This is a genomic window from Paenibacillus sp. FSL L8-0436 (assembly GCF_038593025.1).
In the GTDB taxonomy this organism is placed as follows: domain Bacteria; phylum Bacillota; class Bacilli; order Paenibacillales; family Paenibacillaceae; genus Paenibacillus_AQ.
The window spans coordinates 2,293,735-2,316,304 of sequence record NZ_CP151955.1 but is presented as its reverse complement, the minus strand read 5'-3'; the positions used below and the strand labels follow the sequence as shown (position 1 = coordinate 2,316,304).

At 52.4% G+C, this 22,570-nt stretch carries 20 protein-coding genes and 1 riboswitch; of the genes, 4 read left to right on the top strand and 16 right to left on the bottom strand.

The window, feature by feature from the left end; genetic code table 11:
- The 3 genes from pstB to NSS79_RS10285 form a co-directional block, all read right to left on the bottom strand.
- The gene (gene pstB, locus NSS79_RS10295) at positions 1-756 is read right to left on the bottom strand and encodes a phosphate ABC transporter ATP-binding protein PstB (RefSeq protein WP_038588967.1); all 756 of its coding nucleotides are present in this window, start codon (positions 754-756) and stop codon (positions 1-3) included.
- A 179-nt stretch (positions 757-935) separates the two neighbouring features.
- Positions 936-1,664, bottom strand: a complete 729-nt coding sequence (locus NSS79_RS10290; RefSeq protein WP_038588964.1) for a response regulator transcription factor — start codon at positions 1,662-1,664, stop codon at positions 936-938.
- A gap of 204 nt (positions 1,665-1,868) precedes the next feature.
- The gene (locus tag NSS79_RS10285; RefSeq protein WP_076110647.1) at positions 1,869-3,662 is read right to left on the bottom strand and encodes an ATP-binding protein; all 1,794 of its coding nucleotides are present in this window, start codon (positions 3,660-3,662) and stop codon (positions 1,869-1,871) included.
- Positions 3,663-3,863: 201 nt separating this feature from the next.
- On the opposite strand from NSS79_RS10285, the gene NSS79_RS10280 reads away from it, so the two are divergent.
- Positions 3,864-4,886: a LacI family DNA-binding transcriptional regulator gene (locus NSS79_RS10280; protein WP_342439262.1), complete on the top strand. Its 1,023-nt coding sequence runs from the start codon at positions 3,864-3,866 to the stop codon at positions 4,884-4,886.
- A gap of 131 nt (positions 4,887-5,017) precedes the next feature.
- Here NSS79_RS10280 and NSS79_RS10275 read toward each other — a convergent pair whose 3' ends face one another.
- Together NSS79_RS10275 and NSS79_RS10270 are read right to left on the bottom strand one after the other, a co-directional pair.
- A complete protein-coding gene (locus NSS79_RS10275) occupies positions 5,018-7,993 on the bottom strand; it encodes a carbohydrate binding domain-containing protein (protein ID WP_342439261.1) in 2,976 nt (991 codons plus the stop codon).
- A gap of 263 nt (positions 7,994-8,256) precedes the next feature.
- Complete coding sequence (locus NSS79_RS10270) at positions 8,257-9,912, bottom strand: fumarate hydratase (protein ID WP_342440338.1); 1,656 nt, start codon at positions 9,910-9,912, stop codon at positions 8,257-8,259.
- A gap of 105 nt (positions 9,913-10,017) precedes the next feature.
- On the opposite strand from NSS79_RS10270, the gene yfbR reads away from it, so the two are divergent.
- The gene (yfbR, locus tag NSS79_RS10265; protein WP_342439260.1) at positions 10,018-10,653 is read left to right on the top strand and encodes a 5'-deoxynucleotidase; all 636 of its coding nucleotides are present in this window, start codon (positions 10,018-10,020) and stop codon (positions 10,651-10,653) included.
- 28 nt (positions 10,654-10,681) lie between these two features.
- On the opposite strand, the gene thiH is transcribed toward yfbR, so the two are convergent.
- The 5 genes from thiH to NSS79_RS10240 form a co-directional block, all read right to left on the bottom strand.
- The gene (thiH, locus tag NSS79_RS10260; RefSeq protein WP_342439259.1) at positions 10,682-11,839 is read right to left on the bottom strand and encodes a 2-iminoacetate synthase ThiH; all 1,158 of its coding nucleotides are present in this window, start codon (positions 11,837-11,839) and stop codon (positions 10,682-10,684) included.
- A gap of 29 nt (positions 11,840-11,868) precedes the next feature.
- On the bottom strand, positions 11,869-12,633 hold the full coding sequence (locus tag NSS79_RS10255) for a thiazole synthase (RefSeq protein ID WP_342439258.1): 765 nt from the start codon (positions 12,631-12,633) through the stop codon (positions 11,869-11,871).
- 284 nt (positions 12,634-12,917) lie between these two features.
- Positions 12,918-13,121: a sulfur carrier protein ThiS gene (gene thiS, locus NSS79_RS10250; RefSeq protein ID WP_342439257.1), complete on the bottom strand. Its 204-nt coding sequence runs from the start codon at positions 13,119-13,121 to the stop codon at positions 12,918-12,920.
- Between the two features lie 51 nt (positions 13,122-13,172).
- Positions 13,173-13,781, bottom strand: coding sequence for a thiamine phosphate synthase (locus NSS79_RS10245; RefSeq protein ID WP_342439256.1), 609 nt, complete (start codon positions 13,779-13,781; stop codon positions 13,173-13,175).
- A gap of 112 nt (positions 13,782-13,893) precedes the next feature.
- A riboswitch (TPP riboswitch) is annotated at positions 13,894-13,996 on the bottom strand.
- A 247-nt stretch (positions 13,997-14,243) separates the two neighbouring features.
- Entirely contained in the window at positions 14,244-15,113 is an 870-nt protein-coding gene (locus NSS79_RS10240; protein WP_076110654.1) for an SDR family oxidoreductase, read from the bottom strand.
- A gap of 255 nt (positions 15,114-15,368) precedes the next feature.
- On the opposite strand from NSS79_RS10240, the gene NSS79_RS10235 reads away from it, so the two are divergent.
- Entirely contained in the window at positions 15,369-15,794 is a 426-nt protein-coding gene (locus tag NSS79_RS10235; RefSeq protein ID WP_341118445.1) for an NUDIX domain-containing protein, read from the top strand.
- 144 nt (positions 15,795-15,938) lie between these two features.
- Here the strand turns inward: NSS79_RS10235 and NSS79_RS10230 are convergent, their stop codons facing one another.
- The 4 genes from NSS79_RS10230 to NSS79_RS10215 form a co-directional block, all read right to left on the bottom strand.
- Positions 15,939-16,364: a hypothetical protein gene (locus NSS79_RS10230; protein WP_038588945.1), complete on the bottom strand. Its 426-nt coding sequence runs from the start codon at positions 16,362-16,364 to the stop codon at positions 15,939-15,941.
- A gap of 122 nt (positions 16,365-16,486) precedes the next feature.
- A complete protein-coding gene (gene mdh, locus NSS79_RS10225) occupies positions 16,487-17,428 on the bottom strand; it encodes a malate dehydrogenase (protein WP_342439255.1) in 942 nt (313 codons plus the stop codon).
- Positions 17,429-17,447: 19 nt separating this feature from the next.
- The gene (gene icd, locus NSS79_RS10220) at positions 17,448-18,743 is read right to left on the bottom strand and encodes an NADP-dependent isocitrate dehydrogenase (protein ID WP_076110657.1); all 1,296 of its coding nucleotides are present in this window, start codon (positions 18,741-18,743) and stop codon (positions 17,448-17,450) included.
- Between the two features lie 96 nt (positions 18,744-18,839).
- Positions 18,840-19,952 carry a citrate/2-methylcitrate synthase gene (locus tag NSS79_RS10215; RefSeq protein ID WP_342439254.1) on the bottom strand — a complete coding sequence of 371 codons (1,113 nt, stop codon included), beginning with the start codon at positions 19,950-19,952 and terminating at the stop codon, positions 18,840-18,842.
- A 389-nt stretch (positions 19,953-20,341) separates the two neighbouring features.
- Here NSS79_RS10215 and ytvI point away from each other — a divergent pair, with 389 nt between their 5' ends.
- Entirely contained in the window at positions 20,342-21,457 is a 1,116-nt protein-coding gene (gene ytvI, locus NSS79_RS10210) for a sporulation integral membrane protein YtvI (RefSeq protein WP_342439253.1), read from the top strand.
- 156 nt (positions 21,458-21,613) lie between these two features.
- On the opposite strand, the gene NSS79_RS10205 is transcribed toward ytvI, so the two are convergent.
- Together NSS79_RS10205 and NSS79_RS10200 are read right to left on the bottom strand one after the other, a co-directional pair.
- Entirely contained in the window at positions 21,614-22,012 is a 399-nt protein-coding gene (locus NSS79_RS10205) for an FxsA family protein (protein ID WP_076110660.1), read from the bottom strand.
- A complete protein-coding gene (locus NSS79_RS10200) occupies positions 22,009-22,548 on the bottom strand; it encodes a thioesterase family protein (RefSeq protein ID WP_342439252.1) in 540 nt (179 codons plus the stop codon). Before NSS79_RS10200 ends, NSS79_RS10205 begins: the two co-directional genes overlap by 4 nt.
- Positions 22,549-22,570 lie beyond the last annotated feature (22 nt).

Here is a 22,570-nt window from a genome sequence, read left to right as displayed (position 1 = left end):
TTAGCCGAAGCGGCCGGATATATAGTCTTCTGTGCGGGAGTCCTTTGGATTGGAGAACAACAGTTCCGTATCCGCAGCCTCTACAATTACACCGTTCAGGAAAAACACGGTTTTGCCCGACACCCGGGCCGCCTGATGCATATTATGTGTGACCATAACAATGGTGTACTTATCGCGCAGCTCCTGTACCAGTTCCTCAATCTTCAGTGTGGATACCGGGTCAAGCGCGGAGGTTGCCTCATCCATCAGCAGAATATCCGGTTGTACCGCAAGCGCTCTGGCAATGCAAAGACGCTGCTGTTGTCCACCGGACAGGCTAAGTGCAGATTTCTTCAGAAAATCCTTAACTTCCTCCCAAAGCGCGGATTGCCGCAGACTTTGTTCTACAAGTTCATCCAGCTCCGCTTTTGCGCGTACGCCATGCAGACGGGGGCCGTAGGCCACATTGTCATAGATCGACTTGGGAAATGGATTGGGCTGCTGGAATACCATGCCGACCTGCTTGCGCAGGCTCTCCACCTCAACCTCGTCGCTGTAAATATTTTTGCCGCTGATGTTCACTTTACCTTCAATTCGTGTTCCGGGAATCATGTCGTTCATACGGTTTAGTGTGCGCAGTAATGTGGATTTACCACAGCCGGAGGGACCGATAAAAGCTGTCACCTGTTTCTCCGGAATCTGCAGATCCACAGCCTTCAGTGCATGAAAAGACTCATAGTAGAGATCAAGTTTCTCTATGTCAATGATGGATTTCATTAGTTTTTGCGTCTCCTTCTCATCATCTTCGTTCCCCATGATAAGCTTTCAGTGTAAATACAGTTGAAGAGAATTGTTAACGCAGTGTAAAATCGGTGACAATCGTCCCGTTTTCACGAAGTGCCGTTGATCTTATTATTTCAATTCTTTGTATATTTTAAAAAAAGAACACCGTCATTTCAAATGACAGGCGCTCTTTTCTTGCTAACTACCAGTTTGTAGCCTACACCGCGAATCGAATCAATATGGACCGATTCCGGATCAAGCTCCAGTTTCTTGCGCAGTGAGCTGACGTGGACATCCACCGTCCGCTGTCCGCCGATATAATCAAAGCCCCATACGGCATTCATCAGATCGTCGCGCGTCAGCACCACACCCGGCTTGCGAGCCAGATACAGCAGCACTTCAAATTCCTTCGGCCGCAGATTAATGCTGACTCCACCCAGAGAAACCTCATACCGTTCAGGGTAAATCTCCAGCTGTCCCAGAATAATCGTCGATGCCGATACTACAGCTTCCGGCTGGACTTCTTCGGCAAGTCCGGAGATCCGCCGGAGTACTGCGCTGACCCGGGCAAGCAATTCCGATACACCAAAAGGTTTGGTTATATAATCATCAGCACCGGATTTCAGGCCGCGGACTACATCCTCTTCGGCATTTTTGGCAGTCAGCACGATAACAGGCGTACGGATGCCTTGTCCGCGCAGTTTATCAAGAATATCAATCCCGTTCATTCCCGGAAGCATGAGGTCCAGTACGATCAGGTCAAAAGGTTCTCTAGTCGCACGGTCATATCCTGCCGTTCCATGATCCTCCACCGTCACTTCATAACCTTCCTGCGTCAAATTATAGGACAGCAGCCGTGCCAGCGTCGGTTCGTCTTCAATGACAAGCAATCGTTGTGCCATAGGTTCCCCCGTCTTCATATGTTTTTAAATTTACAAATCAGTTCGCAAGCCCATCATATCACCGGAATGTTAACCCGGTGTAAAATCTTAAAGACTTCTGAATTTTTAAAAAGAATTCAATTCCATAGTAAACCTTGAAGGGCCCACTGGCAAATTTGAAAACGCACTTCCGGGAGCGTGTCCAGCTGTAAACCGAGCCTACTCCTATTCTGCCTGCTCCTGCAGCAGCGGCAATTCCAGAATAAACGAGCTGCCGATGCCAAGATCACTCTCCACCGTAATCGAACCGCGATGCAGCTCCACCAGATGCTTCACGATTGACAATCCGAGGCCGGTTCCGCCGGAGCTTCTCGATCTTGCCTTATCCACCCGGTAAAAGCGTTCAAAAATCCGCGGCAAATCCTTGCGGGGAATGCCCATGCCGGTATCGCTGACGGTAAAGACAACCGTTTCTGTGCCGTCGGCCTTATGGCCGTTAACGACGGTTACTTTCACACTTCCCCCATCATGCGTGTAATTGATTGCATTGGAGAGCAGATTCATAAAGATCTGGCGCAGCTTGTCTTCATCACCCTCCACGAACAGCTCGTTCGGCACATTTGCACTGAGGCTGATTTTTTTCTTCTCTGCCACTTTGCTGAGCGTCCCCAGTACGGAATCAAAAAATTCAATTAAATGGACAGGAGAGCATTCGAGCTGTACGCGCTTTGATTCGATTTTGGACAATTCCAGAATATCTCCGATCAACCGGTTCAACCGTTCATTCTCATCATAAATAATCTGCAGGAAAGAACGTGCCGTCTTCTCATCCGTAACGCCGCCTCCAAGCAGGGTCTCGGCAAACCCTTTTACCGCAGCCACCGGTGTTTTCAGCTCATGTGAGACGTTGGCCACGAACTCACTGCGCATCTTCTCCAGACGGCGGATTTCCGTCACCTCCTGCAGCAGGAACAGCATGCCCCGGTAAGAGCCATCCTGCATCATCGGCACACCGTCAAGCCGGACGATCCGCTCAGCCGGGTTATAAATGCTCCGCTCCTCGTGGATTGCCTCCTTACGGGTAACTCCCTCGTCAATCAATCGGGTAAGCTCATAATGATGCTTAATTTCCTTGTAGGAATAGCCGGCCATTTCACTGTTCTTCACGTCCAGCAGATGTTCCGATGCCCGGTTCAGCAGCGCGATCTCGCCCTCCGCATTGATCATCACAATTCCGCCGGTCATATTATCCAGCACGCTCTGCAACAAATCCTCGTTGTCACGGATCGTCTTCAGCTGGGTCTGCAGGCTGTCGGCCATGGCATTGATTGCTGTGGCAAGCTGACCGATCTCATCCTTGCGCTTCATCGGCACCCGGGCATCATAATCCAGATCAGTAATGCGCCGGGCCACTCGCGTAATCTGCTCCAGCGGAGAGGTCATGCTTGAAGCCACCTTGTAGCTCACCAGGGTTGCCGCAATAAACAGCAGAACCAGCCCCCCGGCCATAATCAGCCAAGCCCGGCTCAGTCCTTCCGTCACCGCGTTCAGCTCCATGGAGAGCCGGATATAACCGTCGAACCCCTGATCCGAGACTACAGCTCCGGCTACATACAGCATTTGCCGGTCGAGTGTATCACTGTAACGGATCGCCCGTCCGATTCCTTCCTTGGCGGCCAGCACTTCCTCCTCACGGGTGGAGTGATTGTCCATTTGCAGCGGATCCTTCTCCGAATCGCCGATGACCTTGCCGTCCTTGGTAATGAAGGTGATCCGGGAATTGGTCAGCTTAGAGATATGCTTGGCCTGCTCCGTATAGAAATTCAATGCGCCGGAGCTGTTCATATCGGCAAACTGAAGCGTTCCGGAGAGCAGCTTTATTTCCCGGGACATGTTTTCCTCCAGGGCCGCAATATGGGAGTCCTTAAACAATTGGGCCATGGTAAGTCCGGCGCCGATCATGGAAATCCCGATCATAGTCATCAGTATAAAAGTAAGCCGGATACGAAACGGTTTCATCTGAAAATCCTCTTCCTTGTCATTATGTCATTGAGAACATCCTACCTCCATTTTGGCTAAAATACCAGTTCTCCAGGCAATTATCAACGCAGTGTAAAAATAGGACAACATGTGCTGCCAGCAGAGACGTAAAACATTAAGGCTCCACCCGATTTATGGTATTATCATTACAAAACCTGTTAAATTCGAGAGGGAAATCTAATGAAAGTAACGATTTCGGATGTTGCAAAAGCCGCCAATGTCGCCAAGTCAACTGTCTCCAAGGTACTGAACGATTCTCCGAAAATTTCGCAGGACACCAAACGCAGAGTCCGTGAAATTATGAAGCAAATGAACTATACCCCGAGCAGTATCGCCACCGGTCTTGCCAGGCAGAGCAGTAATACCGTGGGGCTGCTGGTTGACATGTCCAAAGGAAGCGAATTTCTGAATCAATTCTTCTATAACATTATAGGTGGAATAGAGAGCGTGATCGGTCCGCTGAAATATGAGCTGACCCTCTGCAATGTGCAGCATAATGATGAAGAGGGAGATTTCCTGAACAGACTGGTCTACAATCAGCGCGTCGACGGAATTATCGCCAACAATTCAGTGCTGACGGAAGAACTGTCCGCGCAGCTCGATCAGCTTGGGTTCCCCTACATCTCCATTGGCGAAAGTAACGATCCGGCCAGCTGGGTCGATTTCGATAATGAAGCCGGCGGCAGAATGCTGACACGCCATCTGCTGGAGCAGGGTTACTCCCTGCCCGCTTTCATTGGCGGAGAGCCGCATGAGCGAATCTTCACTTCCCGCATAAACGGCTATCTTAAGGCTTTGAACCAGGCAGGCAGGTCCGCCCCGGAAAGATTAATTGTGAATGGGCAAGCCGACGAGCATGCAGGCTACCGCGCCGCCATGCAGCTTCTGCAGGGTAGTGACCGGCCCGACTGCATCGTATGTATGACTAATTATGTTGCCTTCGGCGTGCTAAGAGCCGCCCGCGAGCTGGACATTGAAATCCCCGCACAGCTCGGTGTGGCTGCTTTTGATGAATACCCTTTCTCCCGATACACCACACCTCCCCTGACCTCATTGAATATAGATACCTTCAAGCTTGGGGTAACCTCCGGCCAATGGCTGATGGATCTTATCCAGAGCAAAAATACGGGATCACGGCAGCTGCTGCTGGAACCGGAGCTTATTGCCCGTGAATCCACGTTAAGACATGTTGTCCGGAATTAGCTTAGCCATAAGCTGTTCTGAGCTTGTGATTGCAGAACTAAGAATAAGGAGCGGCCTCCCGGGGAGCCGCTCCTTGTTTATAAACATCCATTTGGAAACCGATTAGTGTGGCAGAGATTTAATGACAGCTGTTATTGATCCTTCCAGCGCTGCACGGTTAGCGTGACTGTCTGTGCTCCGCCTGCCGGTGTCAGTGTCCGGTTGGCGATGTCCGTACCGCCTGAGGCGGTTTCTACGGCCGCCCAGCTTCCGCGGGTCAGCTTATACTGCACAGCAGTTCCTGCAGGCAGGCTGAGTGTAATCGAATATACGCCGTCGCTTCCCTTGGTCAGCTGGTAAGCAGGGTCCGCTGCGTTCCAGCTGTTAAAGGAGCCGGTCAGATACACCGGTCCGCTTGCAGGCGTAGTACCCGGAACACTGACCCGGAACGTCACGCTGTCGGCCTGCGGTTCTCCAGCCGACAGGCTGCCGTTCACCAGACTCGAGCTCCCCGGTCCAAAGTGATAATTGTTGCCGCCGTTGCTGTCCCATGTGCCGCTGCCATTATTAAAGGCAGCGGTCAGACCCGCCGCATTGCCCAGCGGAATCTCTAGTACTTTATAATCCGCATAGGAGGATGACTCCATCTGCACGCCTGGAGTGGTCGTCCAGGTCGTTGAACCATCCAGCTTGTAATGGATATAGGAATTGCTGAAAGCTGTATTCTTGTAATAGATCGTCGCCGTATTGCCCACAGGTGTCGCTGTTGGCGTCACCGTTGCTGTTGCAGTCGGCGTTGGTGTTGGCGTCACCGTCGGTGTAGCTGTCGGTGTTGGCGTTGGTGTCACCGTCGGTGTGGCTGTCGGTGTTGGAGTCGGTGTCACCGTTGGTGTGGCTGTCGGTGTCACGGGTCCGCCGGATTGGATATTTCCGGTCGGTGTATAGGTCCAGGTGCCGGTGCCGAAGAAATAATTGCTGCCACCGTTGCTGTCCCATGTGCCGCTTCCGTTGTTGAAGACGGCCTCAAGCTGGGTGGCAGCGCCGATATTGACCGTTATTTTGTTGTAGCCTGCCACCTCGGCTGCCGGTATGGCTACGCCAGGTGCCGTCGTCCAGGTCCCTCCGGCCGGGCGGTAATGGATATAAGGTGTGGTATAGCCCTGCTTGTAGTAAATCGTCACATTGTTCCCCGCAGGTGTGAGAACAAGAGCGGCTAAGCTGAATCCTGACAGGTTGGAAGCAGCATCATAAGCTTTTATTGTATAAGAATAGCTGGTATTACCCGCTAACCCGTTATCCGTATAAGTTGTGGTAGAAGTAGTCCCAACCTTGACGCCATTGCGGTAAACCTCATAGCCGGTTACCCCAACGTTGTCCGTGGACGCTGTCCAGCTTACCAGCACACTGGATGCATTTTTCACAGTGGCTGTCACATTGGTTGGCACAGTCGGAGGCTCGTTTTCTGAAACAGGCTGCGTTTTGGAGTAAATTTTGGCCGTATTGGCGCCCACAGTTACAGTGATTTGCTTGCCCGTTACCCCTCCCGCTTGCACTGTCACTTTGTCAGACGTATTGAACTGGTTCACCAGAACCGTTCCCGCAGTCAGTGTGCTTTCAGCGCGCAGCGGGATAGTGAGGGTCTGCGAACCGCTCGAGGCATTGCTGAATACAGAGATGACCTCCTGGCCGACATTGGCCCCGGTATCAATGCGGCGTGAGAACGCGTACAGGTTCTGGGCAGCCCACATTTCACGCTGGGTGCCGGTGCGCAGGGCCGGGTTATTTTTGCGGATTTCATTCAGCTTGGCGATATGCTTGAAGGTGCTCGCGTCTTCATTAAAATAGTTCTGAAGCACATTGCCGTTTGCATCCCGTTTCACCATCGACCAGCGGTTCCAGGTATCGGCGATTCCGCCGGTCATAATCTGGCCGTTGCCGTTGCCCTTATTCTGCTCTGTGCCCTGGAAGACCACAGGAGTTCCGCGAACAGTGAAAATAAAGGACAATGCATTTTGCAGCTTCTCAACGTTTCCTCCGGCTTCCGTCAGGAAACGGTTGCGGTCATGATTATCTATAAAGGTGACCATATGGTTGGCATTTCCATTGTAAAGGGAATCGAGCGCCAGCGTACTTTTGATGTTGGACTCAAAAGATTGGCCGTAGGCGAAGCTGTTCAGCACGGAGAAAAACAACGGGAAGTCGAGCATTCCCCATTCCTTGCTGCTGCCTACCCAGCGGGAGACAAATTCGGCATTGCCGTCAAAGTTCTCGCCGAAGGTATTGACGCCCAGCAAATCTTCCAGCTCTCCAATGTCCGTAGGCTTCATCAGCTTGGCTGCATCGACACGGGCGCCATCCGCCCCGGTATAATCAAACCAGCCCTTGATGGAATTGAACACAGCCTGCTTCGCCGCCGGAACATCGAAATCGATATCATCCAGCCCGCCGAGATCATGATTCTCCATGTAGTCCTGAGCCCACTGATCATATCTTCCGTCGGCCAGCGACCAATTGATATCTCCGTTATGATGATACCAAGACGTATTATTAAAAGGGGCGGCCGGCTGCAATGAAGGTATATCATAATAAGCCTGACTGCCGAGCATGTAGTCCCCAATATGATTCGGCACCACATCAATAACCACTTTTATTCCCAGAGCATGGGCGCTGTCTACCAGCTCCTTAAGTTTTTCTTTTGTTCCGAAATAAGGGTTGGCAGCATTCGGGTTCTTCACGTTGTAGCCATGATAAGCCGTGTTTTTCCCGGTGCCGTTGTTCTCGCGGTTCGTCATTTGTGGCTCAGCGACCGGAGAAATCCAGATTGCCGTATATCCCATGTTATGAATGTAGGGGAGCTTATCAATAACCCCCTGCCAGTCGCCGCCCTTCATGTAACGGAAATCTTCTTCCGAGTTCTCTCCGTAACGGATTGCAGCGCCGGTCGCATTATTGGATGTATCCCCATCATTAAAGCGGTCAACCATAATCTGATAGATCGTATCATTTTCGGTAACAGTGCCTATGCTGGCGGCTTCAACCTGCGACGGCGGGACCACAAATAAATTCATCGTGATCGAAAGAACAATGGACGTGATTAGAACGGGAATAAGCCATGGTTTACGTTTCATTCTCATCTCCCTCTCATAAAAGCGTTTACAAAACCTGTGTTAGACTGTAGATGCATTTCCATCACTTGCCTCACTGCATTGCAATTCGGGAAACCGGTTTCCTTCTAGAAGAAATTACCATGCAAACGTATGCTTGTCAAGAAATTTAAATTTCTTCGTTTTTTCTCCTTAATTCTTCTGAACATTGGCAAAAAAAGAAGCCTCGCTCCAGAGTGAAAATGAAGGTTGGCTTCTGTTATTGTGGTCTTTATCTTCCTGATGACTTATTTGAACACCGGTTCGCGGAACTGGGCCAGCTTGGCTGCAGAATCCTTCTCCACATCAGCATGCAGGCTGTTGCCGTGCGAATCCATCGTAACGATTGCCGCAAAGCCGTCTACCTGCAAATGCCACATCGCCTCGGGGATTCCGAATTCCATAAAGTCGACTGCATTGACCTTCTTGATACATTCGGCATAATATTGCGCGGCTCCGCCGATAGCGTTGAGATATACGCCGCCATGCTCCTGCAGAGCCTTCAGCGTTTTGGGGCCCATTCCGCCTTTGCCGATCACGGCGCGGATGCCGAATTTCTTAATAATATCCCCTTGGTAGGGTTCTTCGCGAATGCTTGTAGTCGGCCCTGCCGCTTTTACATGCCAGCCTTCCTCATCCTTCAGCATGACCGGACCGCAGTGATAAATGACTGCACCGTTCAGATCAACCGGCGTTTCGTGGTCCATCAGGTATTTATGCAGCGCATCGCGGCCGGTGTGCATTTCCCCGGACAGGATTACCACATCACCCACCCGCAGGCTGCGGATATCCTCCTCGCTGATCGGCGTCGTCAGCCGGACCTCGCGCGATCCGCCGGCCGTTGCAGGTTGCCCTGCGCCTTCAGCAGCTTCAGCGGCCGACAAAACAGCCGGAGCCCCTGGAATCGTGGCATCCTCGGGAACGACACCGGACCCGGCAGCACCTGCGGCATGCACAGCTACCGGCTCGGGCGAAGGTACTCCAGCGTCATCAACGGAAATCCCCGTGCCGCTCTCATACAGCCATTCCCTGATCTTGCCGGACGCAGGATCAACCAACACGCCCTGGCGGCGGAAGGCCCAGCAATTATAGGCCACCGAGACGAAGAAGCTGGCCGGAAGCCGGTTCATCACTCCCACCTTGCAGCCCAGCAGCGTGACTTCGCCGCCGAAACCCATCGTACCGATGCCCAGCTTGTTGGCATTCTCCATAATATAATCTTCCAGCTTGCCCAGATCCTCTACCGGGTTGATATCCTCCACCTTACGGAACAGCTGCTTCTTGGCCACCTCATAGCCTGTCGTGCGGTCTCCGCCGATGCCCACACCGATGAAGCCCGCGCTGCAGCCCTGTCCCTGTGCCTGATAGACGGCATGGAGAATACATTTGCGGATGCCGTCGAGGTCACGGCCAGCTTTGCCCAGTCCTTCCAGCTCTGCCGGAAGGCTGTATTGGATATTTTTGTTCTCGCAGCCGCCGCCCTTCAGGATGAGCCGGACATCTACGCCCTCTTCTTCCCATTGTTCGAAATGGATTACCGGTGTCCCGGCGCCCAGATTGTCTCCGCTGTTTTCGCCGGTAAGCGAATCTACCGAATTGGGACGCAGCTTGCCGTTTTGGGTCGCCCGGACAATGGCGCTGTGTATATCTTTTTTCATTTCTATCTGATTAACGCCTACAGGTGTATGAATAATAAACGTCGGCATCCCCGTATCCTGACAGATCGGCGATACCTGAAGCTCAGCCATTCCGATATTCTGTGCAATCGTGGTCAAAGCAAGTCCCGAGCGGGTCGCCCTGTCTTCCAGCGCGCGCCCCTTCGCTACCGCCCTGCGCACATCGCCCGGCAAATTTGTGGAGGTCTCTACGATCAGATTATAAATGCTGTCTTCAAAATGCTGCATCTTCATTCAGGACTCCTCTCCATCAGTTCCAGGTTGTCTAAACTCTGTTACAATTAGTTATTATAATATCATATTAATCGGCTCATGAAAGGGGTTACTTAAAAATTGAACTACCATTTTTCAGCCTATTTGTATCGCCTTCAATATATTCAGCGCTGGAGCCTGATGCGCAGCACCGCTCCGGAGAACGTGGCGCAGCATTCATTCCAGGTAGCTTTGCTGGCCCATATGCTGTGCTCGATCGGCAACGCTCATTTCGGGCGGTCGCTAAATGCCGACCGGGCTGCGGTGATGGCGCTGTTCCACGACGCCTCCGAGGTATTCACCGGCGATATCGCTACGCCGGTGAAACATAACAATCCGCGGCTGCTGTCCAGCTTCCGCGACATGGAGCGGGCCGCCGCCGAACGTCTGGCGGCGATGATTCCGCCGGAGCTAAGCGCGGTCTACACGCCGCTCCTGCAGCCGCAGGACAGCCCGCCCGGCTCAGAGGATGCCGGGCTGCTGCGCTATGTCAAAGCAGCAGATGTGCTGGACGCCTACCTGAAATGCGTCTGGGAGGTCGCTGCAGGCAACCGCGAGTTCGCTGCTGCCAAAGAGCAGACCGCGACGAAGCTGCGCGTACTGGAACTGCCGGAGATGGATTATTTCCTGGCCCATATGGCTCCAGGGTTTGAAATGTCGCTGGACGAGCTGTCCGCTGGCATGAGCAGTGAGCCCGGGGCAGATTCGGCAGATTGAATGCAGCAATTTGATCGCTTCGAATTTATTAACGCAGGGAGTCCACCTGATGGTGTGGTGTAATCTTTGGTGAATGGAGCGGCTCTGTCAGGATATCCCAGTCCTTGAATACCGGCTGCAGTCCCTTGGCATACAACATTTCTGTAATTTCAAACACTTTGCGGCCATCCGATATTTCAAACTGCGGGGTTCCGCCTTCAAGGGTATGCCCGCCTACCTCGGTGGATACTCCTGCGGACATTTTAGTGATGCCGAGATGGACCAGATGATCGCGCAAAGCTGCCGGCTCCCGCGTGGACAATGAAATGCCCGCACGGGGCAGAAACAGGCGGTAAGCCAGTATGATCTGCACCAGCGCACGGTCGGTTACATCACTTGCCGGATTGAATTCTCCGAGATACGGGCGAAAACGGGGAATCGACAAGCCGATCTCGCACTCCGGGTACTTGTCCTGCAAGTATCTCGCATGCAGGGCCGTTGCCAGAGCCTCCTGGCGCCAATCGTACATCCCCAGCAGGGCACCAATATTCACGGATCGAAACCCGGCGCGGCAGCCGCGCTCGGGCGCATCCAGACGGTTGCGGTAGACTCTCTTCGGACCCTTCACATGCAGCTTTCGATAGGTCTCCTGATGGTACACCTCCTGATACAAGGTAAGACCGTCTACCCCTGCCACCCTCAGATCATTGTATTCTTCCGTAGAGAGCGGATTAACCTCAATGCTGACTGAAGAAAAATAGTCACGGAGCACCTTCACACACTCCCTCACATAAGCGGCCGGACTTTCACTCCGGGATTCCCCGGTCAAAATCAGAATGTGGCGCAGGCCTGTGGCGGCGATGGTTTCTGCTTCTTGCCTGACCTCCTCCAGTGTCAGTTTTTTGCGCGGAAAGTCATAAATCGAGCTAAAGCTGCAATAAGTGCAATGATTCACGCAAAAATCGGCCAAATACATCGGCGTAAACAGCTGCATCACATGCCCGAAGTGCGTACGTGTCAATCTTTGCGCTTTCTGCGCCATTTCCTCCAGGTAAGGCTCCGCCGCCGGAGACAGCAGTGCCATCAGCCCGTCTTCGTCCAGATGTTCCAATCGTAACGCCCGCTTCACATCCACCGCAGTATACTGCTTCCATAAAGTCTCGTAAGGAAGCTGCTCTAACCTGGTCACCGTATCAAAAAAGCTCATGCTCTTCCTCCCTTCCTTCTCTCCATTGGCTAGAACAAAAAGCCGGTCAGCGGCGAAGAGGCCGTTGCCGCCTCCTCCACCGGCCCCAGTCCGGCCAGATAAGCCTTGCGCCCTGCGGTTACCGCCTCACGGAATGCCTCCGCCATCAGAAGCGGATCATGCGCAGTAGCAATTGCCGTGTTCAGCAGCACGGCGGATGCGCCCATTTCCATTGCCTCAGCAGCCTCGGAAGGTCTGCCAATACCGGCGTCAACAATCACCGGAAGATCCACTTCTGCGATCAGAATCCGCAGCAGCTCCTTGGTCTGCAGGCCGCGGTTCGAGCCGATGGGCGCACCCAGCGGCATAACGGCGGCCGCTCCGGCTGCCTTGAGCCGGATAGCCGTGGAAAGATCGGGACTCATATACGGCAGTACAACGAAACCCTCTGCAGCCAATATTTCCGTAGCTTTAACTGTCTCCATATTATCGGGCAGCAAATATTTCTGATCATTAATGACCTCGATCTTCACCCAATTGCCCAGCCCTGCCGCCCTGGCCAGTCTGGCAATACGCACCGCTTCTTCGGCTGTGCGCGCGCCGGAGGTATTGGGCAGCAACGTCATATGGGAGGGGATATGCGCAACAATGTTGTCGTTGCTCTCCGGATCAACCCGGCGCAGAGCCACCGTAATGACCTGAGAACCCGAACGTGCAATCACTTCGGGAATAAGGGTATTGCGGCTGTATTTCCCGGTTCCGATAAACAGCCTGCTGGATAAAGGGATTCCGCCGATAACGAAAGGATCTTGCATAAAATCGCCTCCTGAGATAGTGGCCCGCTAAAATGCGGAGCCTCTGTTACTGATACGCCGAGTTTTCATCTTACCTCTTATGTCTTACGTCTTATGTCTTATGTCTTATGTCTTACGTCTTGCCTTTAACTCTTGCGTCTTACGTCTTACGTCTTTCCTCTTTCGTCTTACCTCTAACTCTTGCTTCTTACGTCTTACGTCTTACCTCTGGCTTCCTACCACTTGCCACTTACCTCATACCATTTACCTCTTGCTTCTTGCATCCGGCAACACGCACCGGCACTTTAGCCCCCGCCGACAAAATGGACCAGCTCTACGCGGTCACCTTCACTCAGCAGCGTATCTCCGTAAACCTCCTTGCCGACGATCTCACCGTTCAGCTCCACGATAACCAGTCTCCCGGTCCACTCGGACCGGCTTAGCAGATCAGCTACAGTCCGGCAGCCCTCTTCATAGGCCCCGCCTTTTCCATTCACGATTAAATTCATGCTTGCTCACCTCCTTTAACTGGTGCAGGAGCATTATTCATGGCTTCAGACTTAAGGTACGGCCTGAACTGCTGATCTGTAGGCTGTAGCGGCGGCCACAGGATCTCCTGCACTGCATATTCCGGACATTACGGCAATTCCGGCAGCACCCGTTGCCAGAACCTTTCCGGCATTGCCCGGCTCAATTCCGCCTATGGCGATCAGCGGAATGCTGCTGTAGCGGACAGCCTCAGCCAGCTGCTGCAATCCGCGTTCCCGCTGCCCCTGCTTGCAGGCCGAGGGAAACACATGCCCGAACAGGCAGAAGTCCGCTCCCTGCAGGCCGGATTCAGCCGCCTCCTCCGGGGAATGCACCGACCTTCCCAATCGCAGGTCCGGTGCTACACTGCGCGCTGCATTAGGCGGCAGGCTGTGCCAAGCCAACTGGACCCCGCCCGCCCCTGCGGCCAGAGCAACGTCTATCCGGTCGTTGATCACCAGCTTGGCAGGCGGAACCCCCGCTATAATCAGCTGCTCCATCAGAGCCATGAGCTCCCGCGCAGACATTGCCTTTTCCCGGAGATGGATATAATCCACTATGAATTGCACAGCCGCAGCCAGCTGAACAAACTGCACCGGATTCTGCCTTCCATCCGAGATCAAATGTATCTCTTTCAACACGTTCACCTTCTCCTGTTCTTTTGCATTACCGGCAAACACAAAAAAGACCGCCCCCCGTAAAGGAGGCAGTCTGGAATATATACAGGAATACCGGGCCATTCAGCCCGCTGCAGTTATTCGTTCTCCACTTCCCTACGCTGGTATAAACCAGATCAGGTTCAAAGGGTCCGAACGGGTATGTTCGTCTCAGCCTTGCGGCACCCCTAGTGACAAATTCATATTCAATTACGCTTAACGTTTCATATACTAACATATTATTCCTTGAAGAGCCATCCTTTAAAGGAGGCCTGCACAAGTGGAAACGGCTTCGCCGTCCTCAAAAGGACGGTATCCGTTTCAGCGAGAAATAGAAGGATAATTTATAGCGTGAAGCCTATAAATTCTTATATTTTCAAAAAGAGCGGAACCCAAGGTTCCGCTCCAGACTCTAATTATTCATAGCAGTGGAATCAGCAACCGCATTTAGCCGTTTACGACCTCGCCGCCGTTCACATGCATTACCTGTCCGCTTACATAAGATGAATCGTCAGAAGCCAGATACACGTAGGCCGGAGCGAGCTCCTCCGGTTGTCCCGGGCGTTTCATTGGCTGCGTGCCGCCGAATTCACTGACTTTCTTCGCGTCAAAGGTCGACGGAATAAGCGGTGTCCAAATCGGTCCCGGCGCTACGGCATTGACCCGGATGCCTTTGTCCGCCAGATTCATCGACAGCGAACGGGTAAAGCTGAGAATCGCCCCTTTGGTGGACGAATAGTCCAGCAGCTGCGGGCTGCCCCGGTAGGCTGTGATCGAAGTCGTGTTGATGATCGTGGACCCTTTTTTCAGGTGAGGCATGGCTGCCTTGGTCAAATAGAACATCGAAAAAATATTCGTGCGGAACGTCCGTTCCAGCTGCTCGGAGGTAATATCCTCAATCTTCTCCTGCGGATGCTGCTCGGCCGCATTATTAATCAGGATGTCCAGCTTGCCGAGTCCTTCCACCGTCTTATTGATCAGATCCTGGCAGAACGCCTCCACGCCGATATCGCCGGCAATCAGAATGCACTTCCGCCCCTCTTGCTCCACCTGGCGTTTAGTCTCTTCGGCATCGGAATGCTCATTGAGGTAGGAAATAACGACATCCGCACCCTCCTTGGCAAAATGAACGGCAACCGCCCGGCCAATACCGCTGTCTCCTCCTGTAATCAGAGCCGCCTTGCCCAGCAGCTTGCCCGCCGCCTTATAGGCTGAGGTCTCGAATTCCGGCAGCGGATTCATTTCACTTTCAATTCCGGGCTGGCGGTCCTGCACCTGCGGAGGTAATGTTTTTTTGGTTTGCGTGTTGTCTGGCATGATCCATTCTCCTTTCGCTGTGTACCTGTTGGTTACTCATCGTTTTAGGGTTGGCTCAGGGTGCCTGGTTTATGCACCTGCAGATCATCTCTTCATTTGCTTTACGTTATGTTACTTACCACACCTTGGGCGCGGTCAAACTAAAATGTCTGTCGTTTTTGCCGGGGAAGGCGATATACTTTAGAGAGAAAGCACTAATCCAGCAATGGAGTTGCAGATTTATGCAGACTCTGCGCAGAGGGGAGAGCACGCAATATGGTCAAACACACACGCAGCATCATCGTTGCTGTCAAAGGAGTTATTGTACATGGAGGCCGGATTCTGCTTGTTCGGCGTGCGGCAAGAGATTCCGTCGGAGCGGGCACCTGGGAATGTGCAGGCGGAAAAATAGAATTCGGAGAAGACCTGGAGGCGGCTCTGGAAAGGGAGATTTATGAGGAGACCGGACTTGCGGTTACTGTCGGCAATCTGCTGTATGCAACCTCGTTTCTAACCGATCCGGCAAGGCAGCTTGTCATTATCACCTATTTGTGCCGGAGCACAGACCATGCGGTACAGCTGTCCGAAGAGCATTCGGATTATAAATGGTGTACCCGGCTCGAGCTTCAACGCCTGCTTCCGGCGGGAATCCTCGCTGAATTTGAGAAAAGCCATGTTTTCTCCCTGAACGAACTGCTGTAAAACGTTGTCTGTTACAATCTGTGGCAGCGCCATGGCGGGGGAGTATCCGATAGACTAGTCCCGAAGTAATGTCTGCACCCAAAAGCCCGCTCTCCATGCCATTCCGGAGGCGGGCTTTCTGTAGTCTTTCTATGAAGGAAAGTCTTAAATAATGCTGTTGTACACCATAAAAAACACCATCAGCACCAGCGCCACCATGAGCAGCAGGCTTAAGGTACGGATTTTGCCTGTCTCTGCGGACACGTCACGGTTCTCGCGCATGCCGGCTGCGGCAAGACGCAACGGTTTGCTGATGATGCCGCCGAGTGCAAACATCGCAAGCAGCAGAACAACAACCACGATCATCCACGGTACCGAATATTCACCCTTCGTCATCATATAGCCGCCAGTCAGCAGTTGGATGACCAGACCGTACTGGGCGAAGCGGTTGAAGCCGCCGATTGCACTAAGCGTTCCTTCTCTCGCAGGGACGCTCAGCTTCTGGACACGCCCGAGAACAAACGGCAGCACCAGATAAAAGCCCAGCGCCAATGTACCGATCATATGTAGAAAAAACAAAAAGTGACCCATAACATACCTCCTCTAATGTTTTCAGTGATTTTAGTTACACTTCAATTATACCTAACCAACAAATAGAAGAAAAGAAAACCCCCATTTTAATTTCTAAAATGAGGGCTCCTGCAGGCTGATGCTCAGATCGTAACTAACGAAGTAACGGCACGTACCGAATCTGCCGACTTATCCAAAGCCGCTTTCTCCTCTGCCGTAAGCTCCAGTTCATATACCTTCTCAATGCCGTCCGCACCCAGCAGCGCCGGAATGCCCATGAACAGCCCATCATAGCCGTATTCACCTTCAAGCAGAGCGATTACCGGGATGATCCGCTTCTTGTCCTTCAGGATCGCTTCAGTCATCTGGACCAAGGAAGCCGCTGGCGCATAATAAGCGCTGCCGTTGCCGAGCAGGCTGACAATCTCGCCGCCGCCGACTCGTGTACGCTGTACAATCTCGGCAATACGCTCTGCGGAAATCAGCGTATCAATCGGAATGCCGCCCACGCTGGAGTAGCGTACGAGCGGTACCATATCATCGCCATGTCCACCCAGCACAAAGCCGCGTACATCTTCAACCGAAACGTTAAGCTCTTGGGCGATAAAAGTACAGTAGCGGGCCGTATCCAGCACGCCGGATTGTCCGATTACCCGGTTTTTGGGGAAGCCCAGTGCATTGTAAGCCACATAAGTCATCGCATCTACCGGATTGCTCAATATAATTACGATGGATTCCGGAGCGACACGTTTCACATTTTCGCAGACCGATTTCACAATTCCTGCATTGGTATTCACCAGATCATCGCGGCTCATGCCCGGCTTGCGGGCGATGCCTGCCGTAATAATCACGATATCCGAATCCGCTGCATCCTCATAGCTTGAGGTTCCCGTAATCTGGCTGTCGAACTTCTGCACAGGGCCGGCTTCCAGCATGTCCAGCGCCTTGCCTTTGGTCGGGTTCTCGAGCTGCGGAATATCCAGCAGCACCACGTTGCCGAGTTCCTTCTGGGCAAGCATAAGCGCCGTGGTAGCGCCGGTGAAGCCGGCACCCACGACTGTAATTTTATAACGTTTGATGGCCAAGAGATATCCTCCTACAAGACTACAGATTATTGATAATTTCGTCGGCAAACGCGGAGCATTTCAGCTCTGTTGCGCCTTCCATTTGACGGGCAAAATCATAAGTCACCGTTTTGTTGTTGATCGCGGTACTCATTCCTTTGTAGATAAGGTCAGCCGCTTCCTGCCAGCCCAAATGCTCCAGCAGCATTACTCCGGAAAGAATGACCGAACCCGGGTTCACAACGTCCTTATCGGCATATTTCGGAGCTGTACCATGTGTTGCTTCAAAGATAGCATGCCCTGTTAAATAGTTGATGTTCGCTCCCGGAGCGATGCCGATGCCGCCGATTTGAGCAGCAAGCGCGTCGGACAAGTAGTCACCGTTCAAGTTCAGCGTAGCAATCACGTCGAAATCGGTCGGACGGGTCAATACCTGCTGCAGAGCGATGTCGGCAATGGCATCCTTGATGATGATTTTGCCGGCAGCTTCCGCTTCCTTCTGGGCAGCATTGGCCGCAGCTTCACCATCACGTTCCTTGATGACATCATATTGGTTCCAGGTAAATACTTGGTCGCCGAACTCCTGCTCAGCCACTTCGTAACCCCAGTTCTTAAACGCACCTTCGGTAAATTTCATGATATTGCCCTTATGCACAAGCGTTACGCTCTTCCGTCCATGCTTGATCGCATATTCAACTGCAGCGCGCACGAGGCGCTTCGAGCCTTCGGAAGACACTGGCTTGATGCCGATACCGGATGTTTCCGGGAAGCGGATTTTGTTCACACCCATTTCCTTCTGCAGGAATTCAATCACTTTCTTGACAGCCTCGGAGCCTTCCTGGTATTCGATACCCGCATAAATGTCTTCTGTATTCTCACGGAAAATAACCATGTCCACCAGCTCCGGATGTTTCACCGGTGAAGGCACGCCATCGAAATAACGCACTGGACGCAAACATACATACAGGTCCAGTTCCTGGCGCAACGCCACATTCAAAGAACGGATTCCGCCGCCGATTGGAGTGGTAAGCGGGCCTTTAATAGCTACAATATATTCACGAATGGCTTCCAGCGTATCATTAGGCAGCCATTCACCATATGTATTGAAGGCCTTTTCGCCGGCAAACACTTCATACCAGGCAATTTTCTTTGAACCGCCGTAAGCTTTGGCAACTGCTTCATCAAGCACCCGTTTGGAAGCTTTCCAAATGTCGCGGCCAGTGCCGTCACCCTCAATAAAAGGAATAATCGGATGATTCGGAACCACCAGTTTGCCGTCTTCAATCGTGATTTGTTCGCCTTCTGTCGGCAGATCGTATTTTTCTAGTTTCAACATTTGTGGGGAATCCTCCTAAAAAGTTTAGTTTAGTTTGGTTGGCACTTGCGTACATTCATTCTACTAGAGGGGTGGAGCGGCCCGCAAGGGCCGCCTTTATCTCTCGTCAACGGGAACGTATTTTTGTTCGGACATCCCTGTGTATTCAGCACGCGGGCGGATGATACGGTTGTCTACATATTGCTCCAGAATATGCGCTGTCCATCCCGAAGCGCGGCTGATGGCAAAAATCGGTGTGAACAACTCCCGCTCAATGCCAAGCTGTGTGTATACCGAAGCCGAGTAGAAATCCACGTTTGGCTTCAGTCCCTTCTGCCCGGTGATCAGCTCCTCAATCTTGACGGACATATCGTAGAGTGTAGTGTCATTCTTCATGGTGCCCAGCTCGTGGGACATCTTCATCAGATGTTTGGCACGCGGATCCCCATTCTTATAGACACGGTGTCCGAAGCCCATAATTTTCTCACGGCGCTCCAGCTTCCCGCGAATATAGGGCTCCACTGCATCCAGACTGCCGATCTCCTCCAGCATCTTCATTACGGCCTCGTTCGCTCCGCCATGCAGCGGACCCTTAAGGGCACCAATCGCAGACGTCACACCGGAATACATATCGGAGAGAGTAGCCACAGTCACGCGGCTGGCAAATGTGGAGGCATTCAGCTCATGGTCTGCATGCAGCACCAGTGCAGCATCCAGCGCCTTGACGGATACGACATCCGGCTGTTTACCCCATAGCATATAGAGAAAATTCTCTGCGATGGACAAGCCTTCTTTGGGTGCAATGGGCTCCAGACCTTTGCGGATACGCGCCAGCGCAGCCACTATGGTCGGAATCTGCGCCTGAATCTTCACTGCTTTGATTTCATTCGCTTCACGGCTCATGTCATCCGCCGCTTCATCATAGAGCGCGAGACTTGATACGGCGGAGCGCAGGGCAGCCATCGTGTTCGCTTCTTTGGGATACAGCTTCATTTGTGCAATGACCTGCTCCGGAACCGGTGCAAATGCGCTGAGATCACGTCGCAGAGCCTGCAGCTCAGGCGTAGTAGGCAGATTGCCAAACCACAGCAAATAAGCGGTTTCTTCAAAGGTGGCATTCTCCGCAAGATCGTCAATATCAAATCCGCGGTAAGTGAGGACGCCATCCACAATCGAGCTGATTGAGGAAGTCGTGGCGACGATGCCTTCCAGGCCTTTAGTAGCTGTCATAGTATATCTCTCCTTTGCGAACAAGGGTATAAAAGCCATTTCTAACATCGTGAAAACATTTACATTTTAAAGGTTTAAAAACATAAAAAGAAGGGGATAAGACATCCTTAAAGATTGCAACCAACTTTCAGTGTAGAACCTTTAATAATCATACCGGATTTTGACGGTTATGTGAACAACGTGGAAGCTTTGACACGCATCAAATGATTTTATCGGAGAGATAGAAAAAAACTTCCGATCTTCCTGTTTCATGATTGCGCTTTCAGGTTATAGAGTCTGCCCTGTTTTTGTGCTTTATGACTTTTGATAGTCTGTAAAATCAATCTATGAATATACATAAGACGAGCAGTTATTTTCTTGCGGGAGCAGCAATAGTGGAGGGATGAACGATGGACACGCTTGTGTTAAAAAGAGTGCTGCGCGGCCTTTGGGTCGTTCTCGCCGCTGCGGGGCTGATGTTCGCCATCTATGTATTGCTTCCGCTGCTCTATCCGCTCCTCTTGGCCTGGCTGCTCGCCTATATCATTCATCCGCTGGTGGTGATCCTTAAAGGATTTAAGCTTCCGGGCTGGCTCGCCGTCTCGCTCTCGCTGCTGTTCTATATCGGAGGTACGGCCCTTGTACTGACTGCGCTGATTACCCGGCTGGTGAAAGAGCTGATTGTGCTGCTGCAGACCTTAGATCTCCATACCGACCAATGGCGCGAGCTGCTGCTGTCACTGGGCCGCAATGCCAGCATTCAGAATATTATTAACCAAATCAACCAGTTTTACCACGACAACCCGGACTATCATGCCACTATCGACAGCAACATCAGCCGGACTACCGAAACCGTGGGCCACGCCATGACCCAGTTGATCACCGGTTTTTTCAATATGATTCTGAAGCTGATTTCCGCGCTGCCAAGTATGGGAACCATCCTGATTGTGATCGTGCTGGCCGCCTTTTTCCTCAGCACCGGCTGGGATCGCCATAATGCAAAATTGACTTCATTGCTGCCGGCGCCTCTGCTTAGACCGGTCTCTGAGATTTGGAGTGATTTGCGCAAAGCGCTGTCCGGCTATCTGCGGGCCCAGTTAGTGCTGATTTCCGTTACCGGGGTTATCGTCATTATCGGGCTCCTGCTGCTGGGCGTAGACTCCGCCTTTGCCATCGGTCTGACGGTCGGTATCGTTGATTTGGTCCCTTACCTTGGCGTCGGTGTTATATTGCTCCCTTGGGCGCTGTACTCCTACATGACCGGCAACCTGGCTCTGTCCATCGGATTGCTGGTGCTCTACGGGATCATTCTCGTGACCCGCCAGGTGCTTGAGCCCAAGGTGCTCGCCAGCAGCATCGGGCTGGACCCGCTTACCCTGCTGGTCGGTATGTTCGCCGGCCTGCAGCTGTTCGGCATGCTCGGTCTTCTTCTGGGTCCTGTTATTCTGGTCATCCTTGACGCCTTCCACCGTGCCGGTGTGTTCCGGGCGCTGCACAGCTACATTGTGAGCGGACGTCTGCATTAGTCCAACTAGGTGTATGGAATACAGCGGGAACCGTAAAACAGTCCCTTATAACGAAACAGAGCGGAAGCCGTCCAAGTAGACGGCTTCCGCTCTGTTTCGTTTCCTAGGTTCATCCTATTCGTCTGGTACACTAAGCAGCGCATAAACAGGTTTCTGTTACCTGCGGTAAAAGGTAAAGGTGCCATTTTTCATTTTCTTCTCAATCCATCTAAGCAGAAAAACCCGGTACAGCGGCCGGGTCAGCGGAAACACCAAAGAAAAGCCGATTATATCCGTTACAAAGCCCGGCAGAATCAGCAGCAGACCGCCGAAAAAAATACACAAGCCGTCCAGCATCGTCCGTCCGGGCACTTTGCCTTCCTGCATTTGTATTTTGCTGTCCTGTAGTACCTTTTTGCCTTCGAACCGCATCATAAGCAGTCCGATCACTGAAGTAGCCAGAATGAGCAGTAGCGTTTTGGGCGCTCCAAGATAACCAGCGACATAGATGAACCCGAATAATTCCACGGCCGGGATAATAAACAAGGCAGCCCACAGCCATTTGTTCCTGATCATACTGCTCCTCCTTCTTCTTCTCTAAGCGCCCCGGTTATCGCTTGATACAGCTCCGGCAGCGCCCGATCCAGTCTTACCGGCTTCCAGTCCTTGTTCAGCCAGACATGACTGGTAGAGCCGCTAACCAGAAATTCTCCCGGAAGAGTCTGGGCTGTAGTCAGCGGTGAAAGCTCTCCGTGTTCCGCAGAACCTTCGCCGCCACTTTCCCCATCCTCCTCAATCCGGCGCACCTCATATTCATACACAACTCTCAAAGCTGAAAAAACCTTAAGCCGCGCATAGACGGCGATAAGATCATCATATCGCGCCGGACTTTTAAATTGCAAATCTGCCGCAGTCACAGGAAGAAGCACTCCCATGTTCTCCAGCGAACGGTAGGCGAAGCCGAGCTCGCGGAACATCTCGGTGCGCCCGCTCTCGAACCAGCTTAAGTAATTGGCGTGGTACACCACACCCATTTGATCGGTTTCCTGGTAACGCACGCGGAAAGCCGTGCTGTACCAGCGGCTGGAAAGCACCCGATTACGTGATTCCATAACTTATGCTCCTTTCTGTATT